General features: G+C 59.2%; 12 protein-coding genes. 3 read left to right on the top strand and 9 right to left on the bottom strand.

Features of this window, described 5'->3' with window-relative positions:
• Positions 1-29 precede the first annotated feature (29 nt).
• Both CFB10_RS09135 and CFB10_RS09130 read left to right on the top strand, forming a co-directional pair.
• Positions 30-1,235: an MFS transporter gene (locus tag CFB10_RS09135; RefSeq protein ID WP_020010911.1), complete on the top strand. Its 1,206-nt coding sequence runs from the start codon at positions 30-32 to the stop codon at positions 1,233-1,235.
• A gap of 26 nt (positions 1,236-1,261) precedes the next feature.
• Positions 1,262-2,002, top strand: a complete 741-nt coding sequence (locus CFB10_RS09130) for a copper homeostasis protein CutC (RefSeq protein WP_026363772.1) — start codon at positions 1,262-1,264, stop codon at positions 2,000-2,002.
• On the opposite strand, the gene CFB10_RS09125 is transcribed toward CFB10_RS09130, so the two are convergent.
• From CFB10_RS09125 to CFB10_RS09095, 7 genes are all read right to left on the bottom strand, one after another.
• The gene (locus CFB10_RS09125; protein ID WP_020010913.1) at positions 1,968-3,119 is read right to left on the bottom strand and encodes a glycosyltransferase family protein; all 1,152 of its coding nucleotides are present in this window, start codon (positions 3,117-3,119) and stop codon (positions 1,968-1,970) included. The two genes, CFB10_RS09130 and CFB10_RS09125, sit on opposite strands and share 35 nt — an antisense overlap.
• Positions 3,116-4,363: a glycosyltransferase gene (locus tag CFB10_RS09120; protein ID WP_020010914.1), complete on the bottom strand. Its 1,248-nt coding sequence runs from the start codon at positions 4,361-4,363 to the stop codon at positions 3,116-3,118. The genes CFB10_RS09125 and CFB10_RS09120 overlap by 4 nt, the downstream gene beginning before the upstream one ends.
• Positions 4,364-4,406: 43 nt before the next feature.
• Positions 4,407-5,615 (bottom strand): glycosyltransferase family protein, encoded by a 1,209-nt coding sequence (locus tag CFB10_RS09115; RefSeq protein ID WP_020010915.1) that lies wholly within the window; start codon positions 5,613-5,615, stop codon positions 4,407-4,409.
• 72 nt (positions 5,616-5,687) lie between these two features.
• Positions 5,688-6,863: an ABC transporter permease gene (locus CFB10_RS09110; protein WP_020010916.1), complete on the bottom strand. Its 1,176-nt coding sequence runs from the start codon at positions 6,861-6,863 to the stop codon at positions 5,688-5,690.
• A complete protein-coding gene (locus CFB10_RS09105) occupies positions 6,860-7,858 on the bottom strand; it encodes an ABC transporter permease (protein ID WP_026363773.1) in 999 nt (332 codons plus the stop codon). The genes CFB10_RS09110 and CFB10_RS09105 overlap by 4 nt, the downstream gene beginning before the upstream one ends.
• Position 7,859: 1 nt before the next feature.
• Positions 7,860-9,761 (bottom strand): ABC transporter substrate-binding protein, encoded by a 1,902-nt coding sequence (locus CFB10_RS09100; RefSeq protein ID WP_020010918.1) that lies wholly within the window; start codon positions 9,759-9,761, stop codon positions 7,860-7,862.
• Positions 9,758-11,650, bottom strand: coding sequence for an ABC transporter ATP-binding protein (locus tag CFB10_RS09095; protein WP_020010919.1), 1,893 nt, complete (start codon positions 11,648-11,650; stop codon positions 9,758-9,760). Before CFB10_RS09095 ends, CFB10_RS09100 begins: the two co-directional genes overlap by 4 nt.
• A gap of 210 nt (positions 11,651-11,860) precedes the next feature.
• On the opposite strand from CFB10_RS09095, the gene CFB10_RS09090 reads away from it, so the two are divergent.
• The gene (locus tag CFB10_RS09090; protein ID WP_020010920.1) at positions 11,861-12,823 is read left to right on the top strand and encodes a glycosyltransferase family 32 protein; all 963 of its coding nucleotides are present in this window, start codon (positions 11,861-11,863) and stop codon (positions 12,821-12,823) included.
• Here CFB10_RS09090 and CFB10_RS09085 read toward each other — a convergent pair.
• Together CFB10_RS09085 and CFB10_RS09080 are read right to left on the bottom strand one after the other, a co-directional pair.
• The gene (locus CFB10_RS09085; protein WP_020010921.1) at positions 12,815-13,558 is read right to left on the bottom strand and encodes a polysaccharide deacetylase family protein; all 744 of its coding nucleotides are present in this window, start codon (positions 13,556-13,558) and stop codon (positions 12,815-12,817) included. The two genes, CFB10_RS09090 and CFB10_RS09085, sit on opposite strands and share 9 nt — an antisense overlap.
• Positions 13,555-14,652, bottom strand: coding sequence for a glycosyltransferase family 4 protein (locus CFB10_RS09080; RefSeq protein ID WP_020010922.1), 1,098 nt, complete (start codon positions 14,650-14,652; stop codon positions 13,555-13,557). The genes CFB10_RS09085 and CFB10_RS09080 overlap by 4 nt, the downstream gene beginning before the upstream one ends.
• Between the last annotated feature and the right edge of the window lie 47 nt (positions 14,653-14,699).

Genomic DNA, 14,699 nt, shown 5'->3' with positions numbered 1-14,699 from the left:
CGGTGCCGGATCATCTCAGGCGAATCTCCATGCCGTCGGCTCTTTCCATCGTCATCAATAATCCGTCGATCCGCATCGGGGCGCTCGCCATCCTGTTTTTTGGGTTTTCGAATGCGGCGACCGCCCCCTATCAGGCGGTCATCGGCATTCGCGAAATCGGGCTGAGCAACAGCGTCTATTCGCTGTTGATGCTGTTTGCCGCCGTCATCAATGTCAGCGCCAGCGTGTTGATGGGCATCGTCGCCGACAGGCTGGGCGAATATCGCAAGCCAATGCTCTATATCGCGCTCTTTGGCATCAGCGGTTATCTGCTGGTTTATCTGGCTGGCAACGCCACTGCCTTCATCGCGGCGAAGCTGGTGCTTCTGCCGATTTTCGGGGCGATGAATTCGTTGATCTTCGCGCATGTGCGCGCCGACGCGCGCAACCTTTCGACGGGTGAGATGATCGCGGTGAATTCGATCATGCGGGCAACCATCTCGCTTTCCTGGGTGATGGTGCCTGGTATTGTCGGTGTTTTTCTGGTGAATTCCGGCAATATGCTGATGGCTTTCCTGTTTTCGGGCATCTGCGCGCTTGTCTGCTTTCTGCTCGTCGCCTTTTGTCTGCCGCGGGCCGCCACGCCGGCATCGGCAAATACCGAGGCGCGGTTCGGCCTGCGCGCCTCGCTTGCGGAAATCGGATCACGGCGGGTGCTGCTCAGGATCATCGCCATCGCGCTTATCTGCTCGATGCTGCATCTCAACGATTCCGTGCGCTCGCTTATCATAACCGGACAGGCCAAGGGCACGGTGGCGGATATCGGTATTGTTGCGGGTATCGTCGCTGCGCTGGAAATCGTCTTCATTCTCCTCTGGGGCTGGATCGAGAAGAAGGTTCCGCAAACGCTGACACTTGCGGCGGGAGCGGGGCTTTATGCCATCTATCTCATCCTGCAGGGGCTTGCTTCCGCGCCGTGGCATATTTACGCGCAGACGGTCATCAGTGCGCTGGGCGCTGCCGCGATCATCAGCATTCCCATTACCTACCTGCAGGAATTGATCGCGGACCGGCCGGGGCTCGGAAGCTCGCTGATCGCCGTCAATATCTTCCTCGGGGCTGGTCTGGGTGCGTTGATTTTTGCCGTTGGAACCCTGGTCTCCAGCTATTCGGGAACTTCCATATTGGGAGCAATTGTGGGGCTCGGCGGCGTTTATATGCTTTACGCGCTTGATGGAAAGGGCCGCCGCAGGTAACGGCCACCCAAATGAAAGAGGTTACGATGATTCTCGAGATTTGTGTGGACGATGTCGCCGGTCTGGAAGCGGCGGTCAGCGGCGGGGCCGATCGCATCGAGCTCTGTGCGGCGCTGTCGGGCGGCGGTGTGACGCCATCGGCGGGTTTCATGCAACGCGCGGCGTCCTGCGGGTTGCCGGTGAGCGTCATGATCAGGCCGCGCGCCGGTGATTTCGTGTTCACACGCGACGAAGCGGATGTGATGAAACGCGACATCGATGCGGCGCGTGCTGCAGGCCTTTCCGGCGTGGTGCTTGGCGCGTCGCGTGGCGATGGTTCACTCGATATTGCCTTGCTGGAAGAACTGCGCAGTCATGCCGACGGGCTGGATGTGACGCTGCATCGGGCTTTCGATGTCGTGCCTGACATGGAAGAGGCGCTGCAAGCCGCCATCGCATTGGGGTTTCCAAGAATTCTCACTTCCGGTGGCGCGCGTTCAGCGCTTGAGGGGATGGAGGCTCTGGCGCACCTGTCCGAGATGGCCGCAGGCCGGATCGTCATCATGCCCGGTGCCGGCGTGCGTCCGCAGAGCGTTCAGACATTGCTGGATCGCTTCCCGATCACGGAAATCCACGCATCCTGTTCCGCCGTTCCGGCCTATGATCCCGACAGCAGGGTGGCGAAGCTAGGCTTCACCGGCGCAGGGCGTAAGGTTACCGATGAGTCGGCGGTTCGCGAGTTGAAGACGATCCTCACCGCTCATCATAAAGGCGGCGCAGCGCTCTAGCCGTTCCGGCCGCGCCATCGAGATCGAGCGTGACCGTGCCGGGTGCCGGCAAGGCCATCGTCGCCTTGATGGCATCGGCCATCGCTTGCGCGGAAATATCCTTTTCCTCCAGCACATGCGCCAGCCCCAGCCGCGCCAACCGTTCGGCACGGGCGCTCTGTTCGGTTTCGCCCCCGGCCGCGAAGGGGATCAGAAGCGAGCGGCATTTTGCCTGAAGAATATCGCAGACGGTATTGTAACCGGCCTGTGAAACCGAAAGCCGTGCCCCGGCGAGCAAACTTGCGAAATCCTTGCGGAAACGGAAGACGGACACATTCTCGGCCGCCTGTGCCGAGATCGCATCGAAATCCGCCTGCGGCATGTTTGGACCGGTTACGAGGCACCAGTTCTTGATGCCATCAAGCAGAGGGGCGGCCTCGATAGCAGCCCGTATGAGTGTTGCCCCTACGGCGCCGCCGCCTGCGGAAACCACGATGTCGAATTTCTCCTCCGGTTCCGGCGGCGGAAGGGGAGCGACGAGGCCGGTATAGACGATGCGCTGGCTGATTTCGCCAGCAAGTGGAAAGGTGTCTTCCAGCCGGGCGAAATCCGGATCGCCATGGACGAGCACCGCGTCGAAATGTTTCTTCACCAGCGACACGGTCTCTTCGTCCCGTCCCGGTTTGGTTTTTTCCTGGAGAATATCGCGCAGCGACGCCATGACGAGGGGGCGCGGTTCGCTGTCCTCAATCTCACGGAGAAGCGGCAGCAATTCGAAACGCACCTGTCTTCGGCCAAAAGGAAAAGCCTCGATGACAACGATATCGGGTTTGGCGCCGTGATAGGCCCCGATCAGCATATCGGTTCTAAGCTTCTTGAAATCGTCATCCACCGTTTTGCCGGAACTGTCGACCAGGCCGGCAAAGCTGCCGTCGCTGACGGCGATGGGCGGCAATTCGACATGGCGGATGCCCTCGCCCGGAAAGCCCGGGACCGGTGTGCCGCCCGTCACCAGAACCACATCGAAACCGTCCGCCTGCAGGGCGTTGGCAATGCGGCTGGCGCGGGCGATATGGCCGATGCCGAGAAGATGCTGCACGTAAAAGAAGACGCAGGGGCGTTTTTCCGTATCGGTCATGGCGTTTTTTCCCACTCGGTCTCGAACAGGGCCTTCAGTTCGGCAATGCTGGTGCGATGGTCGAAGGCGATGCGCACACGGTTTTCGGCTGCACTGCCAAGACGCTGGCGCAATTGCGGATCGGTGATGGCCATGCGCAGCGCCTCTGCGAAAGCGGCCGGATTTTCCGGTTCCGTCAACAGGCCGTTTTCACCGCTGACGAAGAATTCCGGGATGCCCGATATGTTGGTGGAGATGCAGGTCAGCGCCTGGCTCGCGGCCTCGACCAGCACATTGGGAAGGCCATCGCGGTCGCCATCGCTGGTGATGCGGCAGGCAAGGGCGAAGAGGTCCGCTTCCCGGTAGTTCTCCAAAACCTGCTTCTGGTCCATGGCCCCGGTCCAGACGATCCTGTCGGCAATGCCGAGTTCGTCTGCGAGTTTCTTCAGTGCGACCAGTTCATCGCCACCGCCGATATGGGTGAAACGCCAATGGATATCCTGCGGCAGCAAGGCGAGCGCGCGCAGCAGAATATCGATGCCCTTTTTCTTGACGGCTCGGCCGACGCTTAAAATCCTGACAGGATCATCGGCGTTCGATCCGTCCCTTACCGGACGCGGTGTCTTGAAATGCGGGAAGCGGGTAAGATCCAGCCCGTGATAGCTCAGATGCACATTCTTCTTAGCCCCGGAAAGGGTCTGCAGATGCTGAAAACCGCCGGCGGTGCAGGTCACAGCCCAGCGTGCGCTTTGCAGCTTGGCGGCAAGGTCGCGGTCGTTCGAGGTCCAGATGTCCTTCGCGTGCGCCGAGATCGTCCAGGGCGTGCCTGTCATCAGATGGGTATAAGCAGCGACCGAGGCGGGCGTGTGGATGAAGTGAACGTGCAGCCATTCGGCATCGTCCGGCCATTCATGTGCGAGCACCGCGGCCTGCCCGAAACGGCGGAAGCGGTTGCGGCTGAGGTCATGCGGCAGGTCGCTGAAAAAGCGGCGAAGCGCTTTGGTGAAGCCCGGCTTTTTGCGGCAGGCCCATAGCGCCCTCAGAACGCGCAGCGGTTCCTCGTGCAGATACTCCGGCAAATAGGTAACGGGCGCGCGGATTTCATCGTGAACGGGATGGCGCTTCTTGTCCGTGGGTCGGCGCATCGACATGAGTTCGAGCTTCAGGCCGGCCTTTTCCAGCCCGAGAAGCTCCTGAGCTATGAATGTCTCGGACAGGCGCGGATAGCCCTTGAGGAGCACCACGATTTTTTTTGTATCGGTCACGTTGCGCGTGTCTCTTTTGAAGTGGTGTTTGTCGGGGAACCGGTCACGCGGTTAGCGTGATCGGCGCCTTGTCGCCCTCGGGCGGCAGCCATTCGGCGATCCGGCGCGATATGTTTTCCAGACCATCCAGCTTCAGCCCGCGCGCATTGACGGAAGGCGGCGCGCGGTTTGGCAGTGCCTTCAGAGCTGCTGCCATCTTTGCCGGATTTTCGGCGTCTTCCGGTAGAAGCATGTCGAAAAGGCCAAGCTCCGAGGCGCGGCTGGCGCGGATAAGCTGCTCTTCGCGCGGCACCGTGCGCGGCACGACGAGGGCGGGTTTGTCGAAAGACAATATCTCGCAGACGGTGTTGTATCCGCCCATGGAAACAACGGCCTGCGCGCCGGCGACGAGATCTTCCATGCGATTGTCGAACTCGATGATCTCGATATGCGGGATATCGGCGACGCTGTTCATGAAGCGCTGGCGCTGATCCGCCGGCATATAGGGGCCGAGCACCACCAGCGCCTTATGCGTCAGTTCGCTGTCATGGCGATAGGCGTTGATGACGTCATCGATCAATTCGCTGCCATCACCGCCGCCTCCGGTGGTGATGAGAAGATAATCGCCTTCCGGCCGGTGCGCCACGGTTTCCGCCTGTGTTTTCGACCGCTGCAGGAAACCGACGAAATCCATCTTGTCGCGCACGGTGTTAGGAACATCGAGCCCCGTCAGCGGGTCGTGGAAATCCGGCGGGCCATAGATCCAGACATGGTCGTAAAACTGGCCGATCTTTGTCATGACATTGTTGCGCTTCCACTCCGCTTCGAGCAGCTGCGGCGCATCCATGACGTCGCGCAGGCCGATGACGAGCTTGGTGCCCTGTCCCTTGAGATAGGCGAGCGTTTCCTCCACCTCGCCGCGCAGGCCCATGGGCTCCTTGTCGACGATGAAGATATCCGGCTGGAAGCTTTCAGCGGTGTGATAGATGATGGAGCGGCGCATCTTCAGCGTTTCCTGAAGATCGATATGCCTGTCCATCGAGGTATATTCACCGTTGCGCAGTTTGATGACGCTCGGGATTTTCACGAAATCGACGCGGGCGCGATAATCGAAGGCGCCGGCAATTGTCGCACCTGAAATGATGAGGACGTTGAGGCCGCGATAGTCCTCCACCAGAGCATGCGCAATCGTGCGACACCGCCGCAGATGGCCGAGGCCGAAGGAATCATGGCTGTACATGAGAATGCGCGCGTCGTTCAAACGGGAGCTCATGGGCCAGACCTCTTTTTGCCTTTCACGATGAAGGCGGCGTCGGAAGGGCAGTGTATCAAGACGTATTCCATTTTATTTGAAGGGGTCCGCAGCATCACGTAGTCCGTCACCGAAGAAATTAAAGGCCAGAATGACGAGAACGACCGGGATCGTCGGTATTAGAAGCCACGGATATAGCGCAATGACGCTGACGCTGCGCGCCTCTGTGAGCAGAATTCCCCAACTTGTGATCGGTGGTCTGAGACCAAGCCCGAGGAAGCTCAGTGCGGTCTCGCCCAGGATCATGCCTGGAATTGTCAATGTGGCAGAGGCGATCAGGTGTGACATAAAGCCGGGAATAAGGTGTCTGCCGATGATGCGAGGCGTGCCCGCGCCCATCAATTGTGCAGACAAAACATAGTCTTCTTCGCGAAGCGCCAGCAGTTTTGAGCGCACGGCGCGCGCCAGCCCCGTCCAGTCCAGCATGCCGAGAATGATGGTGATGCCGAGATAGACGAGGATGGGGCTCCACGTCACCGGCATGATGGCCGCAAGCGCCAGCCACAGCGGAATGCTCGGGATGGATTGCAGGACTTCAATCACACGCTGGACAATCAGATCGAAGGTGCCGCCGCGATAACCCGCAAGACCACCGATCACAATGCCGAGAACGAAGCTCATGGCGACGCCAAGAAGACCGATGGTCAGCGAAATGCGGGCGCCATAGATGATGCGGGACAGCACGTCACGGCCAAGACGATCCGTCCCGAGCAGGAACAATTCACCGCCCTCCGCCGGGCAAACGAGATGGGTCCTGCCCTCGAACATGCCCCAGAAGCGATAGGTATCGCCCTTGCAAAAGAAACGCAGCGGCTGGATATCTGTCGGCACGTCCCGATAGACCCGCCTCAGATTGTCCATGTCGAGCGTCATTTCCCGGCCGTAAACGAAGGGGCCGACAAATTTTCCGTCGTTGAACAGGTGAATGGCCTGCGGTGGGGCGTAGATGTGCTCGATATTGCGGGTATGGAGATTATAGGGCGCGAGGAACTCGCTGATCAGGATCGAAAGGTAAAGCACCACCAGAAAAGCGCCGGACCAGACCGCGATCTTGTGCTGGCGGAACTGCCACCACATGAGACGCAGCTGCGAGGCCTTGCTGAAGGCCGCCATTCCTGACGTGTTGGGTTCGATCAGCGAGGGGTCGAAGGGCGCTGTCGAGACATAATGGGGCAGCGCTTCGCCGGGGTTCGGAATGGATGAAGTCATTTGACGTTACCACCTCCGAAGCGGATTCGCGGGTCGAGTATGGCAAGGGCGATATCCGACACCAGAACGCCGATCACCGTCAGGAAAGCAAGGAACATCAGGAACGAACCGGCCAGATACATGTCCTGGCTCTGCAACGCCCTGATGAGCATCGGGCCGGTGGTTTCAAGCGACAGGACGACGGCGGTGATTTCCGCGCCTGATATGATCGCAGGCAGGATCGAACCGATATCGGAGATGAAGAAATTCAGCGCCATGCGCAGCGGATATTTGGTCAGTACCTTGAATGGATGAAGCCCCTTGGCCCGGGCCGTCACCACATACTGTTTCTGCAATTCATCGAGCAGATTGGCGCGCAGGCGGCGGATCATGCCGGCCGTACCTGCCGTTCCGATGATGAGGACTGGGATCCAGATATGTTCGAGGATCGATTTGAATTTCGCCCAGCTCATCGCCTGGTTCAGATATTCCCGGTCCATCAGATGGCCGATGGAGATGCCAAACCAGATATTGGCAAAATACATCAGGATCAACGCCAGCATGAAATTGGGAATGGCGATGCCGAGCAGGCCGAGGAAGGTAAGCCCGTAGTCACCCCAGCTATATTTGTGCGTGGCGGAATAGATGCCGATTGGAAAAGCGAGGATCCAGGTGACGATGATGGTGACGAAGGACACCAGAACCGTCAGCCACAGCCGGTCTCCGACCACATCGCTGACCGGTAACTGGTATTCGAAGGAATAACCGAAATCACCGACGAGCATGCCGGTCGCCCAGCGGAAATAGCGGATCGGCGCCGGCTGATCGAAGCCATAGCGGACGCGCAATTCCTCGATTTCGGCAAGGTTCGCCGTTTCGCCCATGGCACGCAGCTCTGCGACGTAGCTTTCGAAATAATCGCCAGGCGGCAGTTCGATGATGGTGAAGACCAGCATCGAGATCAGGATCAGCGTAGGGATCATGACGAGGATGCGCTTTAAAATATACCGCAGCATATCAGGCGTCTCCGTCATACCAGAAGGCATCCGGCATATAGACGCCGAGATAAGATGTGGGCTCGTAACCGAAAAGCGCCTTGTCCGGCACGTTTCGCATGCGTTTGACATGGACGACGGGTTGCAGCGCGCCGTTGACGATACCGATGGAAAACACCTGCTGCGTATAAATCCCGAGCATTTCCAGCCAGATGGCCTGACGTTCTTCCTCGGTGACGCTTCGGCGCCATTTTTTCAGGAGATCGAGCAGGTGCGCCGCCTCCGGCAGGTCAGGTTCCTTGCCCTCGCGGCCGCCGGAAAGATAATGGACGCCCCAGACCGGCCATTGCAGCTGGTCGTCACCGGTGGGCGCAAGGCCGGAAGGCAGCATATCAGGTGTCGGCACACCATTGTCCATGCCCATCCATACCGACATCAGCACCTCGCCGCCCATGGCGCGTTTGCGGAAAACATCGCGCTGGGTGGGGCGCACGGAAACAGCAATACCGATATGCCGCCAGTGATCCGTCACCAGCTCCATCACGTCGGTTTCGAGCGTGCTTTCGCCAGTCGTCTCGACGATGATATAGGCCGGACGCCCATCCGGCAGGAGCCGGAGGCCGGCGCTGTCGCGCTTGTCGAGACCGGCTTCATCGAGCAGCCTGTTGGCGGTTGCTCGGTCGAAGGCGCTCCAGGCGTCCGCAAACTCCTGCCGGTAAAGCGGGCTTTCCGGCAGAACGGTATCGGCGCTCTCTTTCGCCAGCCCGTAAAAACAGACCATGTTGATTTCGTGCCGGTTGATCGCAAGGGACAAAGCACGGCGCACGCGTACGTCCTGAAAAGCACTGCGCCAGACCGGATCGGCGCAATTCAGATTGGGAAGAAGCGCGACGCGCGATCCCTGTGAGCGCTTGTAGAGGTTGACCTTCAGGGGAAAGCGCTTTTCCGCGTCCTTCAAGAAGGTGTAGTCGGCGAAATCGAGGCCGAAATATTGCAGGTCGCTGTCGCCGGACGCCGTCTTGGCCGAGATGATGTCGGACGAGGTGACGTTCAGCAGGAAGCGGTCGAGATAGGGCAATTGCAGGCCGTTTTCGTCGACACGATGATAATAGGGGTTGCGTTCGAACACGAACTGTTCGGCTGGCGGCGCGGTTGTGTTGCGCCAGGCATCCAGTGTCGGCAGAGCTGGGTTTTCCGGGCGCACCTGCCGCGACATCTTGATATGCAGCCCGCTCCAGTCGTCCGCCTTGTTTTTCTTGATGAGTTTGGCGAGGTTTTCCGCAGTCTGATATTTGACGTGGAACTGCTTCATATAGGCGGCAGGCAGGAACAGCCGCGCCGGTGAGGCGGCCGCGAGTTTCGCCAGAAAATCCGGGTTGGGGCCGTCCCAGGTGTAACGCACCGTCAGCTGGTCAATGACCTCGATCAGAGGCGGCTTGTTATTGACCAGAAGTTCGATCGGGGGACCGCCCTTGTGGATTTCCTTGTTGAGGGCGACATCCTCCCAGAAATAGCGGAAATCCTCAGAGGTGAAGTCGCTGCCATCGGACCATTTGTGGCCCTCACGCAGCTTGAAGGTGAAAATGCGTTCGTCCTGAACCTCGTAGCTTTCCAGAATATCCGGATGAAGCTCGAATTTTTCGTCATAACCGACAAGGCGGGCGTAATTGCTGATCGGCATGAGCCTGATATCACGCTGGCCGCCAATGAGCATGCGCACAGAGCCGCCATGTTTTCCCGGCTCACGGCCAAGCGCTTTCATGTCGATGACGCGCGGGTTTTTCGGCAGCCGCTCGGCCACATCGGGCAATTCACCCTTTTCCCGTTTTTCCTTGAAATAGGCGGGGTCGGTATAGGCGGCTCGCGCATAGGCCGGCAGGAAGACAGAGGCTAGCAAAGCAAGGGTGGTGCGGCGCGTGATCAAGGGCGAAGCTCCCGGATGTCGGCATTGCCGTTTGCGAGAACGAAATGGCCGTCGCCCAGATCGGCGGAGATCATGTCCCCATCACCCTCGTCCCGGAACTGCTTGCCCCAGTCGAATTTGCCCGTCGCGCTGATCTTGCCGATGGTGCGGAAATCGAGCGGACGGTCGAGATCGGGGAATGGCACAGCCGCCAGCAGCGATTTGGTATAGGGATGCACGGGAGCGCGCATCATGATTTCCCGCGGGGCCAGCTCGACGATGCGGCCCTCGCACATCACGGCCACGCGGTCGGCCATGTAATCCACCACCGCCAGATTGTGCGAGATGAAGAGATAGGTAAGTCCGAGGTCTTTTTGCAGATCCTTGAGCAGGTTGAGAATTTGCGCCTGCACGGAGACATCGAGGGCGGAGACGGGTTCGTCGCAGATCAGCAGTTCGGGTCCGAGCGCCAATGCTCTGGCGATACCGATACGCTGCCTCTGTCCGCCGGAGAAACTGTGGGGGTAACGGTTCAGCGCGCTTTCGCCAAGCCCGATAGCCCTGACGAGATTGCGGACTTTCTCCGCGCGGTATTTCGCATCGCCCCGTCCGTGGATTTCGAGCGGCTCGCTCAGAATATTGCCAACGGTCATGCGTGGAGACAGCGATGATATCGGGTCCTGAAAGACCATCTGTATCTTCGACCGCAGCTCCTTGAGGTCTCCATCCCTGGCATTGAGGACATCGATATCGCCCTCGGGCCGATGAAAGGTTACCGAACCTTCATCCGGGCGCACGGCGCGCATGAGGATTTTGCTGACGGTGGTCTTGCCGCTGCCGCTTTCGCCGACCAGCCCGAGGCATTCTCCGCGGCGGATTTCAAAACTGACGCTGTTGACCGCCTTGGTGGCGTTGGCGTCGCCCTTGCGGAACCAGCTGGATTTGCGGGTCGTGAAGGTCTTGCTGATATTGTCCACGGTCAGGAGCGGGCCGGGGGTTTTATTGACCGCGGCGGTCTTCTTGCCGACAAGGCTTTCGTGGTCAATGTTGATTTCGCGCAGCGCCTTCAGCCTTTCGCCGGGCTTCATGTCGAAATGCGGCACGGCGGCCATCAGGCCCTTGAGATAGGGATGGCTTGGCGACTTGAAAATGTCGTCGACCGTGCCCGCCTCCATGATTTCACCCTGATAGATCACGGCGACCTCATCGGCGATATTGGCCACCACGCCGAGATCGTGGGTGATGAGCAGCATGCTCATGTTCAGCCGGCTCTGGAGATCACGCAGGAGCTTGAGGATTTGCGCCTGTATCGTCACATCAAGCGCCGTCGTCGGCTCGTCGGCAATCAGGAGCGCGGGGCGACAGATCAGCGCCATGGCAATCATGGCGCGCTGGCGCATGCCGCCCGACAATTCGAAGGGATACATGTTCACGACCTTCTTGGGTTTGGAAAACCCAACGAGGTCGAGCGTTTCATACATTTTTTCCGCACGTTCGGCGGGCGACAGGATGCTGTGGATTCTGAGCGCCTCGTCGATCTGGTTGCCGATCGTATGCAGCGGCGAAAAGGACGTCATCGGTTCCTGAAAAATCAGGCCGATGCGGTTTCCGCGTATCGAGCGGATTTCCCGCCCGTCTTTCGGCAATTGCAGCAGATCGATAGGGCCGGCTGCGGCATTTTCCGGATCGGTGAACAGCACACGGCCGTCCACGCGCGCCGTCTTGGGATGAATGCCCATGATGGTCTGGCCGATGACGGACTTTCCCGAGCCGGACTCGCCGACGAGAGCAGTGACTTTTCCCGGAAGAATGCGAAGACTGGTGCCCCTGACGGCATCGATGGTGCCGCCCATCAGAGAAAACGAAACCCGCAGATTTTCAATACGGAGCAAATCTGCGCCTGCGCTCATGCCAAAGGGTTCCTTGCCGTCTCTTTATTGTTACGTTGTGACAATTGCTCAGGAGGGCTTAAATCCACGTTATCGCAGGGTTTGTTGTCTGTCTATGCCTCTGAAACATCGAATTGTTTAGCAAATTCAAAGCCGGCTTCCGAAACGCGACGGCTTGCCTGACGGCATTTGTTTGGCGATATGTTAACGAGCGTTTTTGGATGAGGATCCATGTCCGACAAGAAATATTACGATATCCAGCTGGACAAGGCCCGGCAGTTGCAAAATGACGGCCAATATGTGGAAGCCAATGCGCTTCTCTTATCGCTGGTTGCAGCAAAGGACGGCCACCTGATGGGTGAGCAAACGGTGCTTGGCCTGCCGCGCCGGCTTCATGCGGCGAGGCTGCGTCTCGCCAAGGCCGAGGGTGATATGATCGCCAAGATCGGCTATCAATATACGCTGGTTCCGCCGCCGCAGGCGCTGGCAAAATATGCACAGTTTTCGTCGGAAGAGCGCCGCATAATCAGCTTGAAAAGCAGGGAGGATGTACCAAGGCTTATCCACCAGATATGGATCGGGGAAAACGCCCCGCCGGTATCGGTTGAGGCATGGGCCGCACACGCTTCGAACCATGGTTACCACTATCACCTCTGGCGGGAGGCCGATCTCGAGCGGGAAGGCGTGTTTTCGAACGGCATCTTCAAAACCATGCTGGACAAAGGCGATTATCCGGGCGCGGTGGATGTGGCCCGTTATATCCTGCTGGCGCGTTTTGGTGGCATCTATCTCGATTGTGACTGGTATCCGGCGCGGGACGATGTGAGCTTCGATACATTCCTGCCCTTGGCGGGGCTGACGGTGTTTGACGAAAAAACGCCACGCGACACGGGGCAGGGCAGCATGCTGCTTGCCAATTCCTTCATCGCTGCGCCTGCCGGACATCCGGTCTTTGGCAAGATGCTGGAGGCCTTTCCCGGGGTTATCGAAGACATGCCGCGCGCGCCTGCCTGGTGGTCGACCGGCCCTTTGATATTCACCGTTATCGCCCGGGCCGGAAGCATCAGCCTCGCGCCGGCGTCCTTCGTCGCCGCGTCTCTTCCTGACCGCGCACCTTTCGATGAGGTGGAAGCGGTCAGGCGGAAACTTTCCACTGAGGCGGGCGGGTTGCTGATCGCCTGGAAATCATGGTGAGATTTCTTCGACAAGGTCGCTTGAAGAACGCCAGCGCGCGGCTGGATGTTCGGCGGTCACTTCGAAAAGCCGTCTCAGGAAGCGCCAGACATTGTCGTCATGCACGAGATGATGGGTGAGGATGCCTGTGACACCGCCATTTTCGGCGGCCTTCAGGATGCGGGCGGCGGTTTCGGAAAACAGGATACCGTCGTCACGGCCACCGCGGCTGCCGTGCCAGTCGATCACGTCGATATGGGTGTTCAGGCAGGGCGGCAGGGTGCTTTTCTCCGGGCCGAAAACGGACAAGGCGCGATATCCGAGGCCCGCCAATTCCTTCACGATATCGGCATCTATGCGGTTCCATGGCGGCACGAGCATCGGCACCAAACGCCTGCCATGCAGGTCGTGGAGTTTATCCAGCCCGGATTGCAACTCATCAAGAACGATGGCCGGATCGCGATGTGATCCGAGTTCCTGCTTCTTTTCTTTTTCCCCGGCATAGTTCGCATGGGACCAGCCATGGACGGCGACCTGGGCGATATCAGACACATCCAGATGCTGCGCGAGCCTGTCTGTCGTCATCTCGGGAATGACCGCGAGCGTGACCGGAGCGGAAAAGCCGGCGCACAGATCAAGCAGCGTGTCGAGGGCCGGTGTCGGCTCCACCGCATCGTCGTCCCTGAGCCAGAGATCGGCCTTTATGCCGCGCCGTTCGCATTCGTCCAGTGCCGCAACGAGTGTTTCCAGACTCATGATCTTCGCGCCTTTGCTTGCAGCAGGATATGGTTCAACTCTTTTGCGGCGTTTTCCAGAGACCGCTCATTCCTGACGAATTGCCGGGCCGCCCTTGCCAGTTCTTTACGCCTGTTGTCGTCACCGATCAGGGTTTTAATCGCGTCGGCATAAGCGGCTTTATCATTCTCCGGTGTCAGTAATCCTGTGGCGCCGGATTTTACCACTTCGGGAACGCCCGCTACTTTTTCGGCCACGACGGGCAGGCCGGCGGCCTGCGCTTCGAGATAGGCAAGCCCATAGGCCTCGCCATGGCCCGGCCAGACATAAAGGGACGCTTTTGAAAGAAGCACGGCGATCTCGGACGCGGTTTTTTCCCCGTGCCAGACAAGGCGCTGATCCGGAAAAACGCTGAACATGGCCTGTACGGCCGCGCGTTCCGGCCCATCGCCGACGATATCCAGCGTCCAGTTGAGATCCTGGGGCAAAAAGGCAAGTGCTTCGGCAAGGGTGCGGTAGCTGTCGAGCTTATCACCCGCCCGCATCATGGCGACGGCAATCAGCTTTGCCGGGGTCGGATCGGGGGCGTTTTTTAGAAAGGCCCCGGCATCGATAAAGGGCGGAAGCATGGCCCATCGAAGGACCGGAGAGGCCCGCACAAGCCCCTCGCGATCCCGCGCAGTGAAGCAGATATTGATCGATGCGGCATTCAATGCGGTCAGCAACCTGTCCTGAACTGCCTGCCAGCCCATCCCGTTGCGCTTGGGCGAATAGGAGGACTCGGCGGTGACGTAGGGAATATCGAAACGTCTGGCCAGTTCCGGCCCAAGCAAATCGAGGGCCTTGTAATAGGGGTGATAACAAAACCAGAGGTCCGGTGCGCCCTCGCGCTGCCAGCGCTGCGTGATGGTCTCAATTTCGCGCTCGGCAGCATCGGCAAGCGAAGTCCGCGCCGGATCATCCGGCTGTTTCAGGAAGCTGCGCAGTTCGGAGGCGACGAAAACCTCATGGCCGCCCATCGACATCGCCTGCATCAGCAAACGGGCCATCAGCCGGTCACCGGAGGGAACGGGATGGTTGGGCGATTTGAGCGGCGCATAAAAGGCGATCTTCATGGCGATGGTTTTGCGTTGTTGGCGGCTTGGGCGTCAACCGGAATTTG

The sequence above is a fragment of the Agrobacterium sp. 719_389 genome (assembly GCF_900188475.1).
Lineage (GTDB): Bacteria > Pseudomonadota > Alphaproteobacteria > Rhizobiales > Rhizobiaceae > Agrobacterium > Agrobacterium radiobacter.
This window is presented reverse-complemented; position numbering and strand designations above follow the sequence as displayed.

Excerpts from the sequence above, each read along its gene's own strand:
- CFB10_RS09085 (WP_020010921.1), bottom strand. The coding sequence starts at position 13,558 with ATGAGTCTGGAAACACTCGTTGCGGCACTGGACGAATGCGAACGGCGC.
- CFB10_RS09135 (WP_020010911.1), top strand. The coding sequence starts at position 30 with ATGCCGTCGGCTCTTTCCATCGTCATCAATAATCCGTCGATCCGCATC.
- CFB10_RS09095 (WP_020010919.1), bottom strand. The coding sequence starts at position 11,650 with ATGAGCGCAGGCGCAGATTTGCTCCGTATTGAAAATCTGCGGGTTTCG.
- CFB10_RS09125 (WP_020010913.1), bottom strand. The coding sequence starts at position 3,119 with ATGACCGATACGGAAAAACGCCCCTGCGTCTTCTTTTACGTGCAGCAT.
- CFB10_RS09080 (WP_020010922.1), bottom strand. The coding sequence starts at position 14,652 with ATGAAGATCGCCTTTTATGCGCCGCTCAAATCGCCCAACCATCCCGTT.
- CFB10_RS09115 (WP_020010915.1), bottom strand. The coding sequence starts at position 5,615 with ATGAGCTCCCGTTTGAACGACGCGCGCATTCTCATGTACAGCCATGAT.
- CFB10_RS09090 (WP_020010920.1), top strand. The coding sequence starts at position 11,861 with ATGTCCGACAAGAAATATTACGATATCCAGCTGGACAAGGCCCGGCAG.
- CFB10_RS09110 (WP_020010916.1), bottom strand. The coding sequence starts at position 6,863 with ATGACTTCATCCATTCCGAACCCCGGCGAAGCGCTGCCCCATTATGTC.
- CFB10_RS09105 (WP_026363773.1), bottom strand. The coding sequence starts at position 7,858 with ATGCTGCGGTATATTTTAAAGCGCATCCTCGTCATGATCCCTACGCTG.
- CFB10_RS09130 (WP_026363772.1), top strand. The coding sequence starts at position 1,262 with ATGATTCTCGAGATTTGTGTGGACGATGTCGCCGGTCTGGAAGCGGCG.